Below are 22,077 nucleotides of genomic sequence, written 5' to 3'. Positions count from 1 at the left end.
ATAGGACAAATGCGCCTTCTGAGCCGATACTGATCAATGAAAGTGATTGTTCGCGTGATTTCAGCAAGGAAATGACTAAAAACTATCGCGATACTCACAAAAAAATCAGAAATTGTAACGAGTTTGATAATTCGTTGAATTTTGCAAAGGTCTCCTAATATCGTACACATCTCGGCGAGGGAAAATTCCCGTTGCTTTTTTTAGGATCTCACACTCCCGTTTCAGCCTTATATTCTCAGCACGTAACCGGGATAAATCCATCTGTTCCGGTGTGACAACCTTGGTACCCTTGCCGTTAAGTTTGCCTGCCTCCACCAACTTTACCTAGTTAGGTAGCGTTTGTTCTACTAGACCTAGTTCTTTTGCTACCAAACCAGTCAACTTTCCCCATCTTCACTTGCTTGACCGCTTGCTCCTTGAACTCGGTCGTGTATTCCTACTTCGGTATCCTCTTCATCGTCTTCCTCACAAATGTAACGTTAATTGTACACCACCCTTGGAAGATTATTTTTCGGGAAAGCTCAAAACAAGCAGAGGATCAAATACAGAATGCCGCTTGATTATCTATACACCAGATTTGGCTATAGCTCCGGTTTTACTTGACCAGGTTAGTTTTCTCGGGTAGTTTTTTCAGAACAACTGTCGTTTGATACTTTTTCAGGGTCGACTGCTTAGACTAAATCAAGAATGAAATCACAAAATTTTTTCTCAGGAATTCCTCTAGACTTAGGAAAAGAAGAGTTCTTTGAACTTCTAGTTAAGAATGATACGGTAATGATAGAAAGAATTATTTCAAAAAGCCAGAAATCGCAAGAATCTGATTGGTATGATCAGGAAAAGAATGAATGGGTTATGGTTTTAAGAGGGAAAGCTGTATTATCTTTTGATGATCAAACATCAGTGCAGCTTAATGAGGGAGACTTTATTAATATCTCCGCTCACAAAAAACACAGAGTTGCATGGACAGATCCTGAGAATGAAACTATCTGGCTTGCTGTGCACTATTGAAGCACTATTCGAATTCGAATCAGATGCCTGAATAATTTAAAGAATTCGGTTTATGCAAACAACAGTGCAAATGAAAAATTGAAATGGCGAATCAATATCATCATGGTATTGGCAATATATCGGCGATTATTTATTCACTGATTTGTTGTATTTCTGCCGGAATTTCTCAACTCTACCCGCAGTATCTACAATTTTCTGCTTACCCGTATAAAATGGGTGACAAAGCGAGCAAACCTCAATATTCAGAGGTTTATTCATAGTCGAGCGCGTATTAAAAACACTACCGCAACTGCAAGTTACTGTTATTTCTTGGTAGTCTGGATGAATGTCTGCTTTCATGGCCAATATCCTCAATTATTCCATCCCTGAAGGGAAATTAAAAACCGTTTATTATCCTTTAATGTACATATCGGCGCAACTACGAAATCTATTCCTAAACTCGTCTCATAGAATCAAAGAAATCTAAATTATTCTTAGTCGCTTTAATTTTATCCAGCAAAAATGCCATAGCATCCATATCGTCCATTGGATGAAGTAATTTGCGTAACACCCATATCTTTTGCAAAATTTCTGGAGGAATTAGCAATTCTTCTCGACGAGTACCTGATCGATTCACATTAATCGCTGGATAAATCCGTTTCTCAGCCATTTTCCGATCAAGATGAATTTCCATATTGCCAGTACCTTTGAATTCTTCATAAATTACGTCATCCATACGTGATCCTGTATCAATCAACGCTGTTGCAATAATAGTTAGCGACCCACCTTCTTCGACATTTCTGGCGGCTCCAAAGAAACGTTTAGGTCGTTGCAGTGCACTTGCATCAACACCTCCGGTCAGTACCTTACCAGAAGCAGGCACCACCGTATTATAAGCACGCGCCAGTCGCGTGATCGAGTCAAGCAATATGACAACATCTTTCTTATGCTCAACCAAACGCTTAGCTTTCTCAATTACCATGTCAGCCACTTGCACATGCCGCATGGCTGATTCATCAAAAGTTGAAGAAATCACTTCGCCCCTGACAGAGCGGATCATCTCTGTTACCTCTTCAGGACGTTCGTCTATCAGTAGCACAATCAGAATCACATCTGGATAATTAGCTGCAATGGCATGTGCGATATGTTGCAACATCACGGTTTTACCTGATTTTGGACTAGCAACAAGTAATCCACGCTGACCTTTACCGATAGGCGCAATCAAATCAATAATACGGCTTGTAATATTCTCTTCAGCCTTAATGTCACGTTCAAGCATCAATCTTTCATCAGGAAATAATGGTGTCAGATTCTCAAACAAGATTTTCTGTTTGGAATTTTCTGGAGGCTCGTTATTAACTTTGTCAACTTTTACCAACGCAAAATAACGTTCACCATCCTTGGGAGGACGAATTTCACCATCGATTGAATCGCCAGTATGTAGATTAAAACGTCTGATTTGACTGGGAGAAATATAAATATCATCAGGACCGGCCAAATACGAGGTATCTGGAGAACGTAAAAAACCAAACCCATCCTGTAATACTTCCAGTGTCCCATGGCCATAAATATTCTCACCTTTACGTGCCTGATTTTTAAGCAATGCAAAAATTAGATCCTGTTTTCGCATTCGATTGGCGCCATCAATTTCATTTTCGATGGCCATTTTTACTAATTCAGTTACATGTAGGTTTTTTAGATCAGATAAACGCATGAAGAAGCTCGTGAAAAAAGAATACTTACTTGAAAGATAGTGATGCCGGGAGGAAAGTTGTTACGGACGGGATAATTAAATAGAATGGTGGTCTTTTACAAATCTGTATCACCCACAAATCAACTAATCGTATAAGGCTAGCGGGTTTAAATGTTACTGTCAATAAATGCTGTTAATTGTGATTTCGATAATGCCCCGACTTTAGTCGCTTCAATATTTCCATTCTTAAATAACATCAATGTCGGAATACCGCGAATGCCATATTTTGGTGGAGTTATTTGATTCTCATCAATATTGAGTTTGGCCACTTTAAGGCGGTCACCATATTCACCTGCAATCTCATCGAGTATCGGTGCTATCATCTTGCACGGACCACACCATTCTGCCCAGTAATCAACCAGCACAGGAATTGTCGATTGTAAAACTTCCGCATCAAAATTAGCATCTGTAACGTAATGAATATGCTGACTCATATAATCCTCATTCAAATTATTCAGTTTTAAGATTAGTAAACCCGACATTATCTCAGAGATTGGTTTACGGGATTGCTTGGAATAGAGCTGTAAAAGAAAGGTATACACACTAATTTGCTATGCTATAGAAAAAATTGTTAAAAGGGAAGCATCATTTTTCTTAAAGTGCATCCAGAAAATCAAATTGGGTAAAGTTTCTACAAGAAATAGATTTAAAATGGACGGTCACTGCGTTGAGCGATGGAATGCCACGATATGATCTGTCTCAAGCTTGATGCCTATTTTCTCACCAATTACATGATTATGATGGCTGGGCACTAACGCTATTACCTTGGCGCCATTAACAAGGCGCAATGTATATAAAATCTCTGCACCGCGAAATGCTTTGTGAATCACTGTTGCCTGCAACGGGCTGGCATCATCGTAAACAATATCATCTGGCCGCACTAATACGTCTACCTTGCAACCACTATCGCAAAGTTGTGAAATCTCACCAGTTAAAATTCCTAGCTCAATTTCAATCTGCTGAGCGTTAATGACTCGACCTGGAAGAAATACGCCTTGACCGACAAAATTTGCCACAAAACGATTTACCGGACGATGATAAAGATTAAAAGCAGTGTCCCATTGCTGAATCTCACCTTGGTGCATAACACCAATCTCATCGGCAATCGCAAATGCCTCCGCTTGATCATGAGTAACCAGTATCGCCGTAATTCCCTGATCCTTAAGAATTTCACGCACTTCCATGCTTAAGCGTTCACGCAAGCTGACATCCAGATTTGAAAAGGGCTCATCCAACAACAGCAACTCTGGTTTAGGCGCCAGCGCACGCGCAAGAGCTACACGCTGCTGTTGGCCACCCGATAATTCATGCGGATATTTCTTGGATACATTGGTTAGTTGCACAACCTGCAACAACTCATCAACACGCCGCTCGCATTCCACTCTGGTTAACCGATGCAAACCGAAACCAATATTGGCAGCCACATCCAGATGAGGAAATAGCGCGTAATCCTGAAAAACCATACCAATTCGTCTTTGCTCCGGCAGCACAAGAAAATCTGCACTACTCACACAAACACCATTGAGTAAAATTTCTCCTGCAGACACCGGCTCGAAACCAGCAATACACCGTAATGCGGTAGTTTTACCACAACCACTTGGGCCAAGCAAACAACCGATATCTCCTTTTTGCAATGTCAGGGATAAATCATGAATAACGACTTGCTCGCCATAAGTCTGTCGGATATTGTTAAGTTGCAGTAATACAGTACCCATCAATTTACTTCTCAGTTTGACGCATAAACAAGAAAATCGGTATCAACCCAGCCAGTACAAGCGTTACAGCAGGCAAAGCCGCTTGCTCCCATTGTCCTTCCGAGGTCATCTCGAAAATCCGGACAGCCAGCGTATCCCAGCCGAATGGGCGCGTCATCAGTGTAATCGGCATCTCCTTCATGACATCCACGAACACTAAGGTAGCAGCAGTAAAAATACCCGACTTCAGTATCGGAACATGCACTTCTCTTATCATTGCCCAACCACTCAACCCGAGGCTCAGTGCCGCCTCATCAATGCTGTGTGTAATACGCTGCATGGCACCATCAATGGGATAATGACTGACTGCCATAAACCGTATCAAATAGGCAATCAGCATAGTAATTAGTGTACCTTGAATCAGTTGTCCTGTTTCAATCTGAAACCAGCGTAGCGCTAATTCGCTGAGTTGCCCATCCAACCAAGTAAGTGGCACATACACACCAATCGCTAGAACTGTGCCTGGCAGTGCATAACCAATGGTTGCGGTACGTACTGCATACCGCATGACTGAGCCAGGATAGCGCCGTGAAGCATAAACTATGGTAATCACAACCAAGCAAATCAACAAAGCGGCCAAACCAGACAAAGATAATGAATGCCAGAGAAATTCCAAGTACCGGGTCACGTCATAATCGGGTGTAAACGACTGTATGGCCCAAAAACACAATTGCGTAACCGGTAACAAAAATGCCAAAAACAAAACGCACAGAACAAAACCGGTAACCAACCAATTATGCCAGCCTGTAAGTTGAATACGTTGCGCCCGCTCAGTTCTTTTATTTTCAGCATAACGCATACGCGACCTGAATTGCTGTTCCAGAACAATCACGACGAAAACAATAACAATCAGCAACGAAGCCAATTGAGAAGCCGCATGCAACGAAAACATGCTAAACCATACCTTGTAAATAGCTGTCGTAAATGTATTGTAGTTAAACACCGCGACGGTGCCAAAATCCGCCAATGTTTCCATCAATACCAGCATGATACCCCCGGCTATCCAGGGACGCGCCATCGGTAACACCACTTTAAAGAAGCCTTGTTTACGGTTAAAGCCGAGGGATTGCGCTACTTCCAGCGAACGCTTTCCCTGGCTCAAGAAAGCATTCCGTGCCAGCAAATACACATAAGGATAAAAAGCCAGGGTCATAACAATGATGACCCCTGCCCTGCTTCGTATATCCGGGAACCAGGATAAGTCGTTATCCAGCCAAGTACGTAGTGTGGTCTGTATAGGACCGGTGAAATCAAACAGACCTAATGCAACAAATGCCGTCACATAAGCCGGTATCGCCAGTGGTAACAACAAAGCCCAGGAAAAAAAGCGGCGGCCGGGAAATTCATAAACAGCCGTAAACCAAGCCAGACTGATGCCCAGCAATGCAGTACCAACGATCACGCCCAATGCAAGCCAAAGCGTATTGATAAGCAATAGTGGCAGCGTAGTTTCAAACAGATGCTGCCAAATATCACTGGCAGGCGCAAAAAAAGATGAAACGACCACGCCAACAGGCGCCAGCACCAATGCTGCTGTTATAAAAGGAACCAGACGCCAGATGGTCATTTAAAGGTAGGGGCAGGACGGCACAGAAAAATTCTTCTCTGAATGGGTTCTATTTTCTACCAGCCCATTCGGGCTGAATTATTCCTTGCACTCCCATTGACAATTTACCGGTAACCTGCACGATCCATCAATTTCACAGCGGTTGTTTGTAATTCACCGGCTTTAACCAGATTCATTGGATTTTGCTTAAAACTGCCCCACGCCGCAACAAATGGATCCACTTTAATTCTTGGATTGGCGGGATATTCCATATTTACATCAGCAAATAGATTCTGCGCTTTATCGGATGATAAAAATTCCAGCAATTGAATGGCAGCTTGCTCATTCCGGCTGTATCGCGTTATCCCTGCGCCTGAAATATTGACATGCACACCACTGTTATTCTGGTTTGGCCAAAAAACTGCCAAGGGTAAGCTGGGATCTTTCTGCATTAACCGGCCAAAGTAATAGGTATTGACCAAAGTCACATCACATTTACCGGCTGCAACAAATTCCAAAGCCCGCGTGTCATCCGACAGCGGATCTGTTGCCAAATTGGCTACCCAGCCTCTGACAATTTTCTCCGCTTCAGCTTCACCATGTTCCGCAATCAACATCGCTACCAGAGATTGGTTATACACTTTCTTCGAAGTGCGCAGACATAGCCGTTTGCGCCACTTGGGATCAGCCAGATCCTCATATGTGGAGAGCTCAGAAGAGTCCACTCTTTTTGTGTTATAAATCAATGTGCGTGCGCGTATTGACAAGCCAAACCATTCATTTCCCGGATCCCGCAAATGCACTGGAATATTATTATCCAGCACATCGGATTTAACAGGTTTCAACAGCCCTGCCCGCGCAGCCGCCCAAAGATTACCGGCATCCGCTGTTATCAGCATGTCGGCCGGTGTATTTTTCCCCTCGGCTTCCAATCGAGCAATCAATGCACCTTCATTGTCTGTCGTATATCTGACCTTAATCCCAGTTTCTTTGGTAAAGGCATCAAACATCGGTTTAATGAGTTGCTCAATCCGCGCAGAATAAACCACCACTTCTTCGGCATGTACCGAGTGCGCGGAAAACAAAGAGAAAACAAACGAAACTGCGACAACAAAACGATTTCTGTTAAATCTTGGCATGACAAAACTTCCAGGAAAAATGTTCATAGGCTCAATTCATTGTTGTTTACTATATTATGAATACGAATAATTATCAATTAAATATCGTAGGCTTAGGATCTTACGATTACAACTATTTTTCAATCACTGGCTGAGGCCATAGATCCAAATCTTTGCGTCCTACCAATGGCAATCTGATCGTTGGTGTATTCCAATTAACACCAAACGACAGGCCCAATAGGTTGAACTCAATACCTTCCACAGCACTAACCAGCACACCCATCAAACCAAAAAATGAAATCTGAAAACCACTGCCACTCGGTGCCTGAGAAATCAATCGATAACCCAGATAATCCTTACCAATTGCCGTTGGCGGCAGATCAAGTTGCAGTTCCGGCACCGCTCGCGAAACCCAAGCCGTAAATGTATTGGAATTGGGCCCCGGCCAAATCGTATACTCTTTTGCATAGGGATAATTCCGTGCCGCTTGATCAATTTTCTCAATCAGCGCATCGACGCCATCACCGCGTTTCTCCAGCAATATTTCAGGCATATTGCCGTACCAGCGCCTATCGGGTACATTCTCGTAGATCACCAACACCGGCATTTTCCTTCGTTGCAACCATCCAATCACTTCATAAATGGTATAGGACTTTGCTTGAGCGGGTTTCACGGCAATCCAGGTATGAATTCCCAAATAACCCCGCCAGCTATAAGCACGTGCGCCATAAATCTGAATAATCGCTTCCGGCGTTGTAGCTGGATCAGGCGCCAACCCAACCGGTTCACGGCTGGCATTCCACCAGTACTGAGCCTGCACATGACCAGGGATAACTATTAATGCTATGGAATTCAGCAAAAGAAGAAAAGAAAGTACAACTTGTTTTTTAAACATTTCTGAACATATCTACCACAAGTAAAATCGAATCACACAGACAATCTAGGTCTAATACAAGAAACTCGCATTAACGCCCGGAGCGTTTACCCAGCATCTCCGGCAAATCCCGAAGAAACCGCCCGGCACCGGCCAACTGGCGGCGCAGCATGACCCAGTCTTCGGCACGCTTTCTTGCATCCAAACAACGTATCAGACGCACTCTGAGCGCTACATCCTGGTGATTCAATATGGCCGCCCACAGCGTATCATCCACGTTATAGATTTTATCTGCCAGCAGACAAACAGGGATTACCTGCTCAACCGGCACAGCCAAATCACTAGCGATAGCCCGTACCGCAGCAGTGATGTTGACTGCCTTGATATCCTGCCGATTTGTCAAATCATAAGGAGGGTGCCATTCATTCAACGGCCGCAAGCGATCGATAAAACTCGCAACTACCAGCAATGGAGGCGGGCGGCGATCCATTCGCACGGCCTGGGATGCGCGCAAAGCATCAATGCAGTTACGTTCAGCCTGCCGATCGGGGCGATTAGCCGGACTAATCCACAAAATCAAATCGGCATTCCCGGCTGCTGCCAACATTTGTTTATCGTCAAAAAATGAACTGTCACATCCTGGGCTATCGAGGATCAATGCCTGGGTTAGCCCTTCACGTGACAAAGTGAATGGCTGTAGTGCTTGGGTCGTATCAGGCAATACATCCGCGGTGGTTGTAAGTTTCCCAAACAAGGCATTGATCAAACTGGATTTACCCGCATTGGACCGTCCAAGAACAAGAATACGCAATGGCTCAACAGTTGATTTTGCCTTTTCCTCAATTTGTTTCAGGTCAGCTTGGGATTCCGGTGTGGGTAATGTTGCAGACTCTTCGTCGCCCAGCGGTAGACGTCCGCTATACAGATCTATCGCGTAATAGCCCACCTTGCAGATATAGGCACGCAAAAACCAGCGGTGCAGTTCATCCCTGGCCTGATCAAAACTACGCTCGCGCAAATGCCGCCAAGCTTCCCCAAGCAAGGCATTGACCGGATTGAAAATGATGCTGCCTGCACGGTAGATATTCACTATTTGTTCCGCCTTGGCCTTCCAGCGTTGTATCCGGAACAGATCACCGATAGTCAGGCGATTGCTAAACGGTATTTTTTCAGCGACATCCCGGCGCAAATCACGGCTCGCACGTTCGATAATCAATAAGGTATGCGGCACAGTCAATTCGAGCAACGGCTTTTCAACATTCGGATGATAACAATGCGCAACGGTTTGCAGCGCCTTCTGCCCCAGTTCCGGCACCCATGTGCCGTCTTCAAGAGGCCAATCCTCCGGATTACAAGTTTCCGCCAATGCTTCGACTTTTCGCCACACGACTTCCGCACTCGGCGGCCAATCCGGGTTAGGCTCGGTAACCGTATCCGTTAGTAATTGTCGTTCGCGCCGCACCAGCCATTGCTGCAAACCGTAACCCAGACCGCCGCATACCACCATCGCAATCAACCAAGCCTGTAAATTGCCGCTCTGCCACAACCACAACATCCCAAAGCCAAGCAATGCCAGCACAGGCAATACCAGCAGGGTAAGTACCAATAATCGTAACGGATCAACAGCTGGAAGCGGTGCTTTCATTCCGATTTACCCCGCAAACGCTCCTTAAGTAGCGATGCACCGCGTTCCAATTCATCCGCATAGATGCGTCGCAATGCTTCAGGATCGACATTCAAACCATCCTTGCGCCGGACAAAGAAATAAATGGCTGCTTTTCCTAATGCATACGTAGTCGCACCGCTAGAACTGGCGCCCCACACTGCACCCACCGTTTGTCCCCAGAAAGGAATCACTTTAACCACCGCCCGGCTGAACAACCGTAGCAGATAACTGGACGCAATCCCCGCACCCATCAATCCCAAAAATTCTGTTAGGGTGCTTTTATCCCAGCGCTGCCCGTACAGAATCGCCAGGCTATGTAAGAGTTTGGCCTGAACCGCCGACACTGCCACCAGATCCACCACCGGCAAAGCACCCAGACCTGCCGCTGCAAGCGCATAACCCGAAATTTGCTGGTGCGCAGTACGCGCATACAAGTCATGCACTTCTCTATCGCCACTAAGCTGCTGTTGCAAGCCTAACGGCAAAAGTGATTCAATCGCCCGCCACAAGGCTTCCAAGCCATAATCCGGTGGCTCCAATCCATCTTCCGGCAATGTCAAATCAACCGCCACCCAGCACATCGGAGCAAAACCCGGTAATTGCTTCAAAGCATCCCGTTGTGCCAGCAAAGCACGGCGCAAATCGAGCGGAATAGTTTCCGGTAAGGGATCCTCGGCATACGGCCACGGATGAATATGTCCGCATCCATTGGGATAAATCTCATGCAAACCGGTTTGCACAATTAGCAAAGGCCATTCGGGATGCCGCAGCCGGATGGTATGCAGCACATCAAATACAGCAGTCTGATTAACGTCAGCAACTTTCATCACAGCAACCAGCAAATGCGACTGAGACTCGCAATATTGCATATCATCGCTCGGATCATAGGAAACTTCTCCCAAGCCGCGCGTATCCAGAAACCTGACGATCGGTATGTCGGCTGGAAAATCATAAAAACGGGAATTACGCGTGCACGGTTGAAAACCATTGCCGATCTCGGCCGCTACGCTACCAGTCAACGCCCGGATAATCGAGGTCTTGCCCGCCTGTGTTTTGCCCAACAACCATAATACCGGTACCGGCATCTTGGCACGCGCTTCGCGCAAAGATGCTTCCAGCAACGATTTATCAACACTGGGCGCCAGCAGTGCTGTGCGGAGTTGCTCCCAGTAATCTGTCCAGTTTTTTAGATCGTTCAGTTTCATCACACTGCCATCTTATCATCAGTGCAAAACAGATATAAGTTTGAGATCATTTTTTGATTCAAAACAACTCCAATTGTCCGAGCACCTCCAGCGAATAATAAAACCATCAAGTAGATCGCAACTGGCTGCCGGTTGAAATCGCACAGAGTTCCGAAGCTGCGACCCATCTGATCGGCAGCGTCTTATTGCAGGAAGGGTGGGTATAGTTTCCAGGGAATCTCTAAAAAACTGTCATTTCGAGCAACGCGAGAAATCTATCCCGTTGATGCAATAAGATTCCTCACTGCATTCCGGAATGACAACAGCGGGTTATTCAGAATCGTCCTTGCCGGGTAAAGCTATCGGCGATTTGATAGGATCGGACAATAATAACGAAAGAAAAACATTCCAAACAATCTAGACTCCATTAATTGGACGCAATCTTACCGCGAAGTGCTAGCGCTAACGGGGTTTTTCCAGCGTTTCAATCAGCAAGAGAATTTCGGCTGCCATCGTATGGCCCAGATCGGGCGCATCGGCAAGGCTGCGGTCGCGACTGCCATCGACAATGGCTTGCAGCGCTTGGATGAAAGGTTGAAGCCAACCGGCTTCGGGATCATCGGCGAGTTGCTGCAGCAACGCTGCAGCCGCTGCAGTATCTCCGGCAAGCAATCGCTCGGTTATCGCAACGCTGATGCGCCCGTCGGGATGGTGATTCTCACCGCCATCGCGACGGTAAGCAAGGTAACTGGTAATCGCTTTTTGCTTTGCTTCAGCGACAGCAGCGGAATTACCGGCCGCGGTTTCGATGTCGGCAAGAATGCTCCAAGTATTCCAAGGTTCAGCAGCGTGACCCAATGGAGCAGCACAAGCTATCGCACGACGGATTTCCTGCCGCGCTTCGTCGAAACGGCGAAGCTTGCATAAGGTGTTGCCAAGATTATTTCTTGTTCTTCCTTCACTGGCTGTATCGCCGATCTCAACATACTTATCTGCTGCTTGCCGGAAAAAAGCCACCGCTTCTTCCGGGCGGTTGATGGCATCATATAGTCCCCCCAATTGATTGAGCGTGCTCGCCTGTCCGCCAACACTGCCGATCTGAACTTCGATTTTGAGCGATTGCCGGTAGGCATCCTCCGCCGCAGCCGGTTGTTTCATTGATTGATACACCATGCCTGTCTGATGCCAGCTCGCAGCTATAGAAACCGGTTCGTTCAATTGCACAAATTGTTCACGAGCTTCGGCATACGCTTGCAGCGCTTCGGGATATTTGCGCTGCTGCAAATAAACGGTTCCAAGCTGCGCTTTACCCACGGCAATACCTCTATCATCACCAAGTTGTTTTCCGCGGCGAATTCTTTCTTCATACGCCACGACTGCTTCATCCAATCGACCCAAATCGACAAAACAATCACCTTGCTCCGTAAAGCACGCTGCTGCCATTCCTTCTGCGGATTTGTTATCTTGTTGCTGTGCGATGGCTTCGAAACGATATCGGGCTTCGTTCAGCAATGGCAATGCCTGATCAGCGCCACCAGCCATTTCCAATACCCGTGCGAGTAAGAAATGCGCCATCGCCAGATCGTAATCGGCACCAGGGTAGGCTTGTTCCCCCGCCATTCGGGCACGCTGCAACAATGCTTGCGCTGCATCGAAAGCCTCACGCAACCGGCCAGCAGCCCATTGCTGCTCGATGCGGGTTCGTTGCGCGCCAAATTTCACGTGATTCCAAGTATCGCCGGATGCTGTTACGGCAGCATCGCGTATCTGTCCAACTTGCTCCAGCAATCGCGGTTTACCGATAGATTGCAACAAGGAGAAAAGCGAAGTAGTCAGGTCAATGGTCGTTTCCACATTCCCGGTACGTTGTACTCGATTCAGCAATGCAAACAAGTTTGGCAGTTCCAGCACTGTCAGCGTTGCTGCGATTTCGATGTTCTGACTTCGTTGCTGCACGAGGTAGTCAACATACGGTTGCATCGCCTCAACCCAACGCGTTGTCAACGATTCCCGTTCGTTAACCTCTAACTTTCCGCGCAAGTAGGGACAAAGCGCAGGGTTCAGCGTGAGGTGGTTGTAACGATCCGGTGTCGCCAGTCCGGTTTCAATCAGCTCATTTGCCAGCGAAGCCACATCGGCTTCTTGCCATTGCATCATAAGACGAAGCACATCCAGATCGGCCACGCCGTGAAACACTCCCAGCGCATGCACCCGCTGTCGATTTTCCTGCGACAGGCGGCGCAACGACAATTCGACGCTGGCAAATACCGATTGCTCGCGGTTGCCGGGAAAGCGCCGTTCCATGTCAGCCATTAACTCGACGAGCGATGCGTGCGTCGCGGTAACGCCGCGGCTGCGCAATTCCGGCGCCAGCAGCGACAAGGTGCGGGCGTGGCCATGCACCGCGTCGACCAGTTGCTCGATTTCTTCGCGGGCGGCGTCGCTGGCGGTACCCGCTTCATCACCGGCGGCATTCAACACCCGTTCGACCAATTTAACCGCATCGTGGCGGTCGAGCCGGTGCAATTCGCGGCGATTGCGTTCGGCATCGAACGGCGCGGGTAACGCCTCGCGGCTGGTAAACAGCAATCGTGTGTCGCCAACTTGCAGCAGCCGTTCGCATAGCGCGAGTATTCCTTGCAATGTTTCATATGCGTCGTCCGATAAGGCTTGCGGAGTTTCATGCTGCATAAAAGGCGGCAACAGGATGCTCTCCATGTTGTCGACGATCAACAAAGTGGCTTGCTCGCGCAATGCCCGTTCCACCGGCTGCATGGCTTGGCCTATGTTCTGGAACGTGGCGACCGAATAATCCTGATCCACCAACTGGCGGCCGAGCGTATCGAGCACTGCGGCAGCGTGGCTGTGCGTTTCAACCGAAACAAATGCGGCGCGGCGGATTTGCTGCGAGCGCACCATCCAGCGGGCAAATTCGGCGGCCAGCGCGGTTTTGCCTTCGCCGCCTTGGCCGCGCACCACGGCGTAGCGCTCGTGCAGCAACAGCCGCTGCAATGCCAGCAGTTCGCGGCTGCGCCCGACAAAGCCGGTTTGCGGTTCCGGCGGCAATTCACCGAGCCGTATCTGTAACCTGGATTGAAAATCTTCCCGTGTTTGCTTCGCGGGTGCGGTTTTGAACAGTTGCGGATCGTCCTTTTCCTGGAACAGCACCGGCACGAACCAATCTTCCAGCCGCAGCTCACCGGCGCCGAAAATGCGTCCGCGAAAGCTATCGTCCTTCAGTTGCCGCTGACCGGCAAGCATGGCGTCGCCGACGCGTTTACCTGCGGCCAATGCCTGATAAAACGCTGCGACAAAACGTTTTGCTGTTTCAACCAGTACGCTGTGGCTCATGGCGACTACGGAAGCGATACCCACCTTCAGTAATTCGGAAGCGACGGATTCAGAAGCTTTTTCCGCTTGTGCGGTTTGACACGCTTCCAGGAAAACCAGCGGAATGCGGTGATCACGCAATAATGGACCGAGTTCGTTGGTGTAGATGGTGGCATGGCGGCGTCGCTCGAGCTTGCCGGCATCTTCGGGAAGCTCGAAACACAATCCGCCAAGACCCGCATAGCGGTCATATACGCCGTGGCCGTCGAAATGAACGACATGATATGGTTTGTTTTCGTCGCGCGCGCGATCGAATTCTTTGCGCAAAGCCGGTAATGTCGGCGGATTGAGCACCCACAGCTTGACCAAACCGGGCAGCGCTTCCAGCGCTTCGACCAGCGGCAATGCGCTTGCACGGTGATCGAAGTAGCCGCAAGCTTCGTCTTCCGGTCTGGCGGTGACCAGCAGGATACGGATCGGCGTGGCGACCACCGGCACATCATATACGCCGGTATTCGGTAAGCGGCGGCGTACCCGGGTGGGTTTCGCTCCTTGAAACAAGTAGCCATCGTCATCGTGCAGCAATTCCCACGGCAAACCAAGCAACAAGGTGGCAACTTCGCGTGCTGCATTCACTTCGGCTCCCGGCGCGTCCGCTTCAAGTGCGGTATCGACGTGAACCGAAAACCGGCGTCCGGCGCCGCCATTAATCCGCGCCCACGCTTGCATGACATTGGCGGTATGCGCGACAGGTATCGCCGCTTCGTAAAGCAGTTTTCCCCATGCCTTCAGATTCTCTTCTACCTTGCGTGCCCGGTCGCGGAAATAATGACTCGGCCAAATGGCGTATTTTTCCAAATACCAGCGCAATTCTTCGGCTTCGATGGGATCGATGGGTGCAATGAATCGCCATGATTGCACGCTTGTAACTTCACGTTGCCCTGGTGTTGCCGGTTCGTAAATCAGCCGAGCGCGAGCCGAGGCACGGCGTTTGCCTTCTCTGTCGTTGAATCTCAAATCACTCAATTCGAGTACGAGTTCTTCCAGCGGCTCGGCTTTGGGCTGCGGTGTCGCAGCGACGTCAGCGGGATCTCGCAGCCTCAATGCAACCAGGATCGCATTCATTGCGGCCTCGACACCACCTGCTTGGCTGCTCACGGAAATATAAATCGATTCTTCAGCAAAGAAATTTTCCAGTACACCAAGCTTAGTGCCGTCAAGTGACAGCGGAATCACCGGAAACTGCTCTTTGCCGCGTTGCTTTTGCACTTCCAACGCATAACACAATTCCTTACCCACCCACTTGGATTGCAGTGAATTCGTGCTGACCACGACTGCGTAAGCCGATGCGTCATCAATGGCCTTCTGGATTTCCGTCCAAAGCGGATCGCCACCACGCAACTCGCGCGAATCGATCCAACCAGCTTGACCGTGGTCGGCAAGCGCTTCACGCAGTTCACGAACAAAAGCATCATCTTGCGAGCTATGCGAAATAAAAAGTTTGGTCATGTCTAGCCCGGTATACGGATTTAGTAATAAGTGCAGTAGTTTACCGCACCTAATCGCTAAGAAACCGTTTCAACACTTTGATCATATCCTCATGATCCTGCACACCGGCGCTTTCGCGGATGCTGTGCATCGCCCACATTGGGCAGCCGATATCGACGCTGCGGATGCCGAGTTTTGCTGAGGCGATCGGGCCGATGGTGCTGCCGCAGAACAAGTCGCTGCGGTGCGAGTAGCGTTGATAGGGAACACCGGCATCTTCGCACCACTGGATAAAGCGCGTGGTGCCGCATCTTCGCGCTCCGATGACGTCGCGATGCTGATGCGCTGCAAGACATCGGATAGAAAGCTTCCAGCGGCACTAATATGGCTTTCGCTGCCAATTTCTTCGTGATCAAAAAACGCGCACACCAGCGTGCTTTCAGCATTGTTCAGGGTGGTATCGTCCAGCAAGGCTTGCGGTCCGGCGTGGCAGGAAGCCAGGTTATTGATCTGACTGTCGGCGGGCAATTACTGATTCGCGCCCCAAAACGTGCCTTTCTGCGTGTCGTAAACCGCCAAATCCCACAATAGAATTTGCGCAGCGCCGATGCCTGCCGCCTCTTCCAGCAATGCCAGAAAATAAGGTTGTGGCACCTGAAGTTTTCCGGTAATCGTCTGGAATTGACACAACTCAGTGATGGCGCCATGTTCAGCATTAAGAATGCCGAAATGGTTGCATTCGACAACAATGAAACCGTCGTGATTGCGCACAATCAAACCGAAGGCATTTTATCGCGCCTGGTGCACAGCTTCTTTAACCGCGATGCCACCGCAGCGGAATGGCAACTCGGACGCGAAACATTGCAAAAGCCTTACGACCCGGATGCAATTCTGGATTAGTTTCAGCAGCGGGCCGATTTGCAAGATTTATCCGATACCGATTATGTGCAAACGATCTACACCCAAACATTGGGGCGGTCTGCAACCGGCGATGAACTCGAACTGCAATTATCTCGGCTGGAAAGCAATCAAATAGATCGCAATTGGCTGCCGGTTGAGATTGCACAAAGTTCCGAAGCTGTCACCCATCTGATCGGCAGCGTCCTATTCCAGGACGGGTGGGTATAGGGTAACTTCCGGCGCAGTATTGGGCAGCACGCGCCATGATGGGAGTGGGCTCTTGATGACATTGGCGTACAGCCTTAAGCGTATTGAAACGTTGAATCGTTTGAAGGTGCTTAACTTTGACAATATAGGTACACCTGTCGCGCAAGCAATAGCTTGAAAGGGGGCGATAGCTACTCAAAATAGTTATGCTCTGCTCAATTCCTTTAAAAGGCCAAAAGCTCTTCGCTTGCTTTGTAACTTTGGCTAAAACATACCGAGTTTCATTTGCACAGAAAAGCGGTAGGTGTAATTGTCAAAAGGAGCTAAACATGCTCTTTACTTCTCAATTGTTGGAGTTTACTACTCACTCCAACCTACTAAACTACTTCGCTCTACACTGCTCATCAATATAGTTTTTCACCGTCGCCACATCCGCATCCTTAACAACAAACCGCTGCGGCAAACTCTCCAGATTCTCGAAACCCGTCGGGCGTTTTGGTTCGTGACCAATGGCTTCCTGGATGCTTTCGGCAAATTTCACTGGTAGCGCGGTTTCCAGACAGATCAGCGGCACGCTGGCTTCACGGTACGCCTGACCGACTTTCAGACCATCTGCAGTATGCGTATCAACCAGAACGTGATAACGCTGATAGATATCATGAATGGTAGCAATGCGTCCGGCGTGGTTGCTGCTGCCGGATACAAAGCCATAATCCTTAATTTTTGCAAATAGCGGTGTGATCGATAAATCGAAGGCTTTGCCTTTATCCACTGCTGACCACAATTCAACCACTTGCTTGGCGTTTCTTTCGGTCAGGTCAAAAATAAATCGCTCAAAATTGGAGGCTTTAGAAATATCCATCGACGGGCTGCTGGTGTGCTGAGTTTCGGTAGTGGCACGCGGACGATAAACACCGGCTCTGAAAAACTCATCCAGCACATCGTTCTCATTGGTCGCCAGAATTAGGTGTTTAATCGGCAGGCCCATCATTCGCGCCACGTGACCCGCGCAGATATTGCCAAAATTCCCGGACGGGACAGCAAAAGAGACTTGCTCATCATTGCTTTTAGTCGCGGCAAAATAGCCTTTGAAGTAATACACCACCTGCGCCACGATGCGCGCCCAGTTGATCGAATTGACTGTGCCGATCCGGTGCGCTTGTTTGAACGCATGATCATTACTGACGGCCTTGACGATATCTTGGCAATCGTCGAATACGCCGCGAATAGCAATATTGAAAATATTTTTATCCTGTAAGGAAAACATCTGCGCCGTCTGGAAACGGCTCATTTTCCCCAGAGGAGACAACATAAAAACCCGGATGCCGTGCTTGCCGCGCATGGCGTATTCGGCACTGGAGCCCGTATCCCCCGAGGTCGCACCGAGAATGTTCAGCTCGTCACCGGTTTTGGCCAATTGGTATTGAAACAAATTGCCAAGCAACTGCATCGCGATATCTTTAAACGCCAAGGTCGGCCCATTGGACAATCCCAGAATATGCAAACCCGGCTCCAGCGTTTTAAGCGGCGTGACATCCGCACTGCCAAACACTTCGGCGGTATAGGTTTGATGAATCAGATTGCGCAAATCGTTCGACGGAATATCATCGACAAAGCGCGACAGGATTTCGAACGCAAGCGCCGGATAACTCAAACCACGCCACGCATTCAATTCTGCTGCGGTAATCTGCGGATACGATTCCGGCATCGCCAATCCGCCGTCGGGAGACAAACCGCTTAATAGGATTTCTGAAAACGATTTGGGTGGCATTCCACCACGAGTTGAAATATAACGCATACTTGATTTTATGAGTTCAGTAAAGGCTATTGCATCACACAACAGCGTTAAAAAACAGGGGCTGTGTCTGAAAAATGGATACAATGATCATCACTACATCCATTTCAAGGGTTTAATTCTTAATTATTTAATTCTTCAATACGAATACGGATCACTTTACTCGTCACCACCGGCAAGGACTCAATACGGGCAATGGCCGCGTTGATATTTTTCTCCACCGTCAGGTGTGTCAGCATAATAATGCTGACACGATCTGAATCGCTGCTCGGTTCCTTCTGAATCAACGCGCTGATAGAAATATTATTCTCCGCCACGATGCGCGTAATCTCCGCCATCACACCGGGCTTGTCGATTACTTGCATTCTTAGGTAATACGATGTTTCCACATCTTCCATCGGAATCACCGGTGTATCGGACAACAGATCGGGCTGGAAGGATAATGTTGGAACCCGATGCATCGGTTCAGCGGTTTGCATGCGCGTCACATCCACCAGATCGGCAATCACCGAACTGGCAGTCGGTTCAGCGCCCGCTCCGGCGCCGTAGTAGAGTGTCGCGCCAACAGCGTCACCCTTGACAACAATCGCGTTCATCACGCCTTCGACATTGGCAATTAAACGGCGCACCGGAATTAATGTGGGATGCACGCGCAATTCAATGCCTTTCTCCACGCGCTTGGTAATTCCCAACAATTTGATCCGGTAACCGAGTTCTTCGGCATAGCGTATGTCTTCACCGGTCAGCTTAGTAATTCCTTCGGTATACACTTTACTGAATTGCACCGGGATGCCGAATGCAATCGCTGACATTAATGTAATTTTATGCGCCGCATCAATGCCTTCAATGTCATACGTAGGATCCGCTTCGGCATAACCCAGTTTTTGCGCCTCAGCTAAAACCTGCTCAAAGGACAATCCCTTATCACGCATTTCCGACAAAATAAAATTCGAAGTGCCGTTGATAATTCCGGCAATCCAGGTAATACGGTTAGCCGTTAATCCTTCACGCAGTGCTTTAATAATCGGAATTCCACCTGCAACGGCCGCTTCAAAAGCCACCATCACCCCTTTTGTGCGCGCCACGGCAAATATTTCGGTGCCATGATTGGCCAGCAAAGCTTTATTGGCTGTCACGACATGTTTGCCGTGAGCAATTGCTTCCAATATCAGGTTCTTGGCAATCGTTTGCCCACCGATCAGCTCAACCACAATATCAATGTCGGGATGTGTAGTGACTTCATGCGCGTTATCGGTCACGATCACATCGTGATCCGCAAAACTCCGCGCCCGGTCTAAATCCTTGTCGGCGATCATTTTGACTTTGATTTCACGTCCCGCACGACGAGCTATTTCTTCCTGATTGCGTTTGAGAACGGTGTACGTACCTCCGCCCACAGTGCCAATTCCTAACAAGCCAATATTGATGGGTTTCATAAATTTTAAAAGTTAACAAACTGATTGATGAAATAACCGGTCGCCTGATTATATGAGCCGGAAGACGAGAAATAAATAGCTAATACGATGCTGAATCAGTCCCATGGCGTCTGCGATAGCGCTGAAGAAAATGTGCAATGCGCCCCACCGCTTCGGTCAGATCGTCCACATTAGGCAGAAAGACCACGCGAAAATGATCCGGATGCCGCCAGTTAAAACCGCTACCCTGAACCAATAAAACCTTCTCTTCCAATAAAAGATCCAGTACAAATTTCTGGTCATCCTCAATCGGATAAATTTCAGAGTCCAAACGCGGAAACAGATACAGCGCTGCTTGCGGTTTAAAACACGTCACGCCGGGAATATCCGTCAACATTTTCCAGGCCACATCGCGCTGTCGCATCAGCCGACCGGTCGGCAGTGTCAAATCATAAATGCTCTGATAACCGCCCAATGCCGTCTGAATGCCAAATTGCGAAGGAACATTGGCGCATAATCGCATAGAAGCCAGCATATTCAATCCCGCAATATAATCCCGCGCATGATTCTTTTCCCCCGAAACCACAACCCAGCCGGAACGAAAACCCGCTGCGCGGTAATTCTTTGATAGCCCATTAAACGTGACAAACAATACATCTTCAGCCAAGGATGCTATAGACGTATGGGTCGCGTCCTCGTACAGGATCTTGTCATAAATCTCGTCGGCATAGATGATCAATTGATGCTGACGGGCAATTTCAATAATCTCCAGCAATAATTCTTTCGGGTACAGCGCACCGGTAGGATTATTCGGATTGATGATGACGATTGCGCGCGTTCTGGGTGTAATTTTGGCGCGGATATCATCCAGATCGGGTAACCAGCCGGATGCTTCGTCACACACATAATGCTTTGCTTTCCCTCCCGAGAGGACAACTGCAGCAGTCCACAAGGGATAATCCGGCATCGGAATCAGTACTTCATCGCCATTATCCAGTAGCGCCTGCATCGTCAACACCACCAGTTCGGATACGCCATTACCAATAAAAATATCATCCAGTTGCACATTCTTGATCTGCTTTTCCTGCGTATAATGCATGATCGCTTTACGCGCGGCAAACAGCCCTTTGGAATCACAATACCCGGAAGCATCCGACAAATTACGAATCACATCCTGAAGGATCTCCTCGGGCACATCAAAACCAAACGTCGCCGGATTACCAATGTTCAACTTGATAATGTGATGACCTTCCTCTTCCATTTGCTTGGCGCGTTCCATCACCGGACCGCGAATGTCATAGCAAACATTGGTTAATTTACTGGATTTTAAAATTGGGCGCATGATTGGTTAAAAACATTCACGGAAATCGAATAAAAATTCAGAAGCTGCGATACATTAGCTGTTCTAATCAACTAAATTCAGCATTATATACGCAATCCCTATTATTCTTTAATGGAAAAGAAGAACCCAAAACGACATTACCTTGACCATTGCGCGAGATATCATTCCGGTCTCCGGAGGAGAAGTAGCAATTGAGAATAAATGACTCAGTGTTCTCAGCGTTTCCTTTCAGAAAAATATCCTCAGAAATCTCCGAATTAGCCCTTTAATACGATCAGGATGAGCTGTAATATTGATTTCATTCGTTGATATCTTCCCAACTATAACCGTAATCAGCTCACTCAGAATTTCACTAAGTAGCTTAAGTGAACCATTAATAGTTTCTTCTCAGGCTTTTATCAGCGTCCATGCCCCGATAATGATAAATCCCGTACCCGCAACATAGTGCAGGTGTTTTTCGCTGATGTAGTCGGAAATAACGCTGCCAGCCAGGACACCAATGGCGGAAGTCGCTATCAAAGCCAATGATGCACCGAAAAATATCGTCCACTTGCTGACTTCCTTGTCGGCAGCAAACAGCATCGTTGCCAATTGCGTTTTATCACCCAGCTCTGCAATAAACACAGTGGCAAAAACCGTCAATAATATTTTGTAATCCATACGTTTAAAAACCAATAAAAATGACACGATCTCTTGCAAAGCAATACATGTTATTTAT

Annotated in this window: 17 protein-coding genes and 2 pseudogenes; 3 read left to right on the top strand and 16 right to left on the bottom strand. The window is 48.0% G+C overall.

The annotated features are described in order from the left end of the window. Positions 1-192: 192 nt before the first annotated feature. Positions 193-391: pseudogene (locus K2P83_RS10120) on the bottom strand (IS3 family transposase); the annotation flags it as partial. 296 nt (positions 392-687) lie between these two features. On the opposite strand from K2P83_RS10120, the gene K2P83_RS10115 reads away from it, so the two are divergent. Next, positions 688-1,008: a cupin domain-containing protein gene (locus K2P83_RS10115; protein WP_292928803.1), complete on the top strand. Its 321-nt coding sequence runs from the start codon at positions 688-690 to the stop codon at positions 1,006-1,008. A 126-nt stretch (positions 1,009-1,134) separates the two neighbouring features. On the opposite strand, the gene rpmE is transcribed toward K2P83_RS10115, so the two are convergent. The 11 genes and pseudogenes from rpmE to K2P83_RS10060 form a co-directional block, all read right to left on the bottom strand. Continuing rightward, positions 1,135-1,347, bottom strand: coding sequence for a 50S ribosomal protein L31 (gene rpmE, locus K2P83_RS10110; RefSeq protein WP_292928801.1), 213 nt, complete (start codon positions 1,345-1,347; stop codon positions 1,135-1,137). Positions 1,348-1,441: 94 nt separating this feature from the next. Continuing rightward, the gene (gene rho, locus K2P83_RS10105; RefSeq protein WP_292928799.1) at positions 1,442-2,701 is read right to left on the bottom strand and encodes a transcription termination factor Rho; all 1,260 of its coding nucleotides are present in this window, start codon (positions 2,699-2,701) and stop codon (positions 1,442-1,444) included. A 146-nt stretch (positions 2,702-2,847) separates the two neighbouring features. Continuing rightward, positions 2,848-3,174 carry a thioredoxin TrxA gene (trxA, locus tag K2P83_RS10100; protein ID WP_292928797.1) on the bottom strand — a complete coding sequence of 109 codons (327 nt, stop codon included), beginning with the start codon at positions 3,172-3,174 and terminating at the stop codon, positions 2,848-2,850. Between the two features lie 225 nt (positions 3,175-3,399). After that, complete coding sequence (locus K2P83_RS10095) at positions 3,400-4,455, bottom strand: ABC transporter ATP-binding protein (protein ID WP_292928795.1); 1,056 nt, start codon at positions 4,453-4,455, stop codon at positions 3,400-3,402. Between the two features lie 4 nt (positions 4,456-4,459). Beyond that, a complete protein-coding gene (locus K2P83_RS10090) occupies positions 4,460-6,061 on the bottom strand; it encodes an iron ABC transporter permease (protein WP_292928793.1) in 1,602 nt (533 codons plus the stop codon). A gap of 104 nt (positions 6,062-6,165) precedes the next feature. After that, entirely contained in the window at positions 6,166-7,179 is a 1,014-nt protein-coding gene (locus K2P83_RS10085; RefSeq protein ID WP_292928791.1) for an extracellular solute-binding protein, read from the bottom strand. Positions 7,180-7,291: 112 nt separating this feature from the next. After that, positions 7,292-8,053 carry a DUF3750 domain-containing protein gene (locus tag K2P83_RS10080; protein ID WP_292928790.1) on the bottom strand — a complete coding sequence of 254 codons (762 nt, stop codon included), beginning with the start codon at positions 8,051-8,053 and terminating at the stop codon, positions 7,292-7,294. A 70-nt stretch (positions 8,054-8,123) separates the two neighbouring features. After that, positions 8,124-9,677: a GTPase gene (locus K2P83_RS10075; RefSeq protein WP_292928788.1), complete on the bottom strand. Its 1,554-nt coding sequence runs from the start codon at positions 9,675-9,677 to the stop codon at positions 8,124-8,126. Further along, positions 9,674-10,903, bottom strand: coding sequence for a DUF697 domain-containing protein (locus K2P83_RS10070; protein ID WP_292928786.1), 1,230 nt, complete (start codon positions 10,901-10,903; stop codon positions 9,674-9,676). The genes K2P83_RS10075 and K2P83_RS10070 overlap by 4 nt, the downstream gene beginning before the upstream one ends. Positions 10,904-11,344: 441 nt before the next feature. After that, complete coding sequence (locus tag K2P83_RS10065) at positions 11,345-15,721, bottom strand: tetratricopeptide repeat protein (RefSeq protein ID WP_292928784.1); 4,377 nt, start codon at positions 15,719-15,721, stop codon at positions 11,345-11,347. 49 nt (positions 15,722-15,770) lie between these two features. After that, positions 15,771-16,357 (bottom strand): annotated as a pseudogene (locus K2P83_RS10060) (M18 family aminopeptidase); the annotation flags it as partial. Between K2P83_RS10060 and K2P83_RS10055 the strand changes: the two are divergent. Continuing rightward, positions 16,346-16,600, top strand: a complete 255-nt coding sequence (locus K2P83_RS10055; RefSeq protein ID WP_292928805.1) for a hypothetical protein — start codon at positions 16,346-16,348, stop codon at positions 16,598-16,600. The pseudogene K2P83_RS10060 and the gene K2P83_RS10055 overlap by 12 nt on opposite strands. An 18-nt stretch (positions 16,601-16,618) precedes the next feature. Next, positions 16,619-16,828 carry a DUF4214 domain-containing protein gene (locus tag K2P83_RS10050; RefSeq protein WP_292928782.1) on the top strand — a complete coding sequence of 70 codons (210 nt, stop codon included), beginning with the start codon at positions 16,619-16,621 and terminating at the stop codon, positions 16,826-16,828. A gap of 361 nt (positions 16,829-17,189) precedes the next feature. Here the strand turns inward: K2P83_RS10050 and thrC are convergent, their stop codons facing one another. From thrC to K2P83_RS10030, 4 genes are all read right to left on the bottom strand, one after another. Next, entirely contained in the window at positions 17,190-18,605 is a 1,416-nt protein-coding gene (thrC, locus tag K2P83_RS10045; RefSeq protein WP_292928781.1) for a threonine synthase, read from the bottom strand. A gap of 119 nt (positions 18,606-18,724) precedes the next feature. Next, positions 18,725-20,038 (bottom strand): homoserine dehydrogenase, encoded by a 1,314-nt coding sequence (locus tag K2P83_RS10040; protein WP_292928780.1) that lies wholly within the window; start codon positions 20,036-20,038, stop codon positions 18,725-18,727. 79 nt (positions 20,039-20,117) lie between these two features. Then, on the bottom strand, positions 20,118-21,359 hold the full coding sequence (locus K2P83_RS10035) for a pyridoxal phosphate-dependent aminotransferase (protein ID WP_292928779.1): 1,242 nt from the start codon (positions 21,357-21,359) through the stop codon (positions 20,118-20,120). Positions 21,360-21,746: 387 nt separating this feature from the next. After that, positions 21,747-22,019 (bottom strand): TMEM165/GDT1 family protein, encoded by a 273-nt coding sequence (locus tag K2P83_RS10030; protein WP_292928778.1) that lies wholly within the window; start codon positions 22,017-22,019, stop codon positions 21,747-21,749. Positions 22,020-22,077 lie beyond the last annotated feature (58 nt).

Source organism: Nitrosomonas sp., assembly GCF_019752415.1.
Lineage (GTDB): Bacteria > Pseudomonadota > Gammaproteobacteria > Burkholderiales > Nitrosomonadaceae > Nitrosomonas.
This window is presented reverse-complemented; position numbering and strand designations above follow the sequence as displayed.

Bases quoted from the DNA above. Each gene is read 5' to 3' on its own strand.
- K2P83_RS10115 (WP_292928803.1), top strand. From the start codon at position 688: ATGAAATCACAAAATTTTTTCTCAGGAATTCCTCTAGACTTAGGAAAA.
- rpmE (WP_292928801.1), bottom strand. From the start codon at position 1,347: ATGAAAGCAGACATTCATCCAGACTACCAAGAAATAACAGTAACTTGC.
- rho (WP_292928799.1), bottom strand. From the start codon at position 2,701: ATGCGTTTATCTGATCTAAAAAACCTACATGTAACTGAATTAGTAAAA.
- trxA (WP_292928797.1), bottom strand. From the start codon at position 3,174: ATGAGTCAGCATATTCATTACGTTACAGATGCTAATTTTGATGCGGAA.
- K2P83_RS10095 (WP_292928795.1), bottom strand. From the start codon at position 4,455: ATGGGTACTGTATTACTGCAACTTAACAATATCCGACAGACTTATGGC.
- K2P83_RS10090 (WP_292928793.1), bottom strand. From the start codon at position 6,061: ATGACCATCTGGCGTCTGGTTCCTTTTATAACAGCAGCATTGGTGCTG.
- K2P83_RS10085 (WP_292928791.1), bottom strand. From the start codon at position 7,179: ATGCCAAGATTTAACAGAAATCGTTTTGTTGTCGCAGTTTCGTTTGTT.
- K2P83_RS10080 (WP_292928790.1), bottom strand. From the start codon at position 8,053: ATGTTTAAAAAACAAGTTGTACTTTCTTTTCTTCTTTTGCTGAATTCC.
- K2P83_RS10075 (WP_292928788.1), bottom strand. From the start codon at position 9,677: ATGAAAGCACCGCTTCCAGCTGTTGATCCGTTACGATTATTGGTACTT.
- K2P83_RS10070 (WP_292928786.1), bottom strand. From the start codon at position 10,903: ATGAAACTGAACGATCTAAAAAACTGGACAGATTACTGGGAGCAACTC.
- K2P83_RS10065 (WP_292928784.1), bottom strand. From the start codon at position 15,721: ATGACCAAACTTTTTATTTCGCATAGCTCGCAAGATGATGCTTTTGTT.
- thrC (WP_292928781.1), bottom strand. From the start codon at position 18,605: ATGCGTTATATTTCAACTCGTGGTGGAATGCCACCCAAATCGTTTTCA.
- K2P83_RS10040 (WP_292928780.1), bottom strand. From the start codon at position 20,038: ATGAAACCCATCAATATTGGCTTGTTAGGAATTGGCACTGTGGGCGGA.
- K2P83_RS10035 (WP_292928779.1), bottom strand. From the start codon at position 21,359: ATGCGCCCAATTTTAAAATCCAGTAAATTAACCAATGTTTGCTATGAC.
- K2P83_RS10030 (WP_292928778.1), bottom strand. From the start codon at position 22,019: ATGGATTACAAAATATTATTGACGGTTTTTGCCACTGTGTTTATTGCA.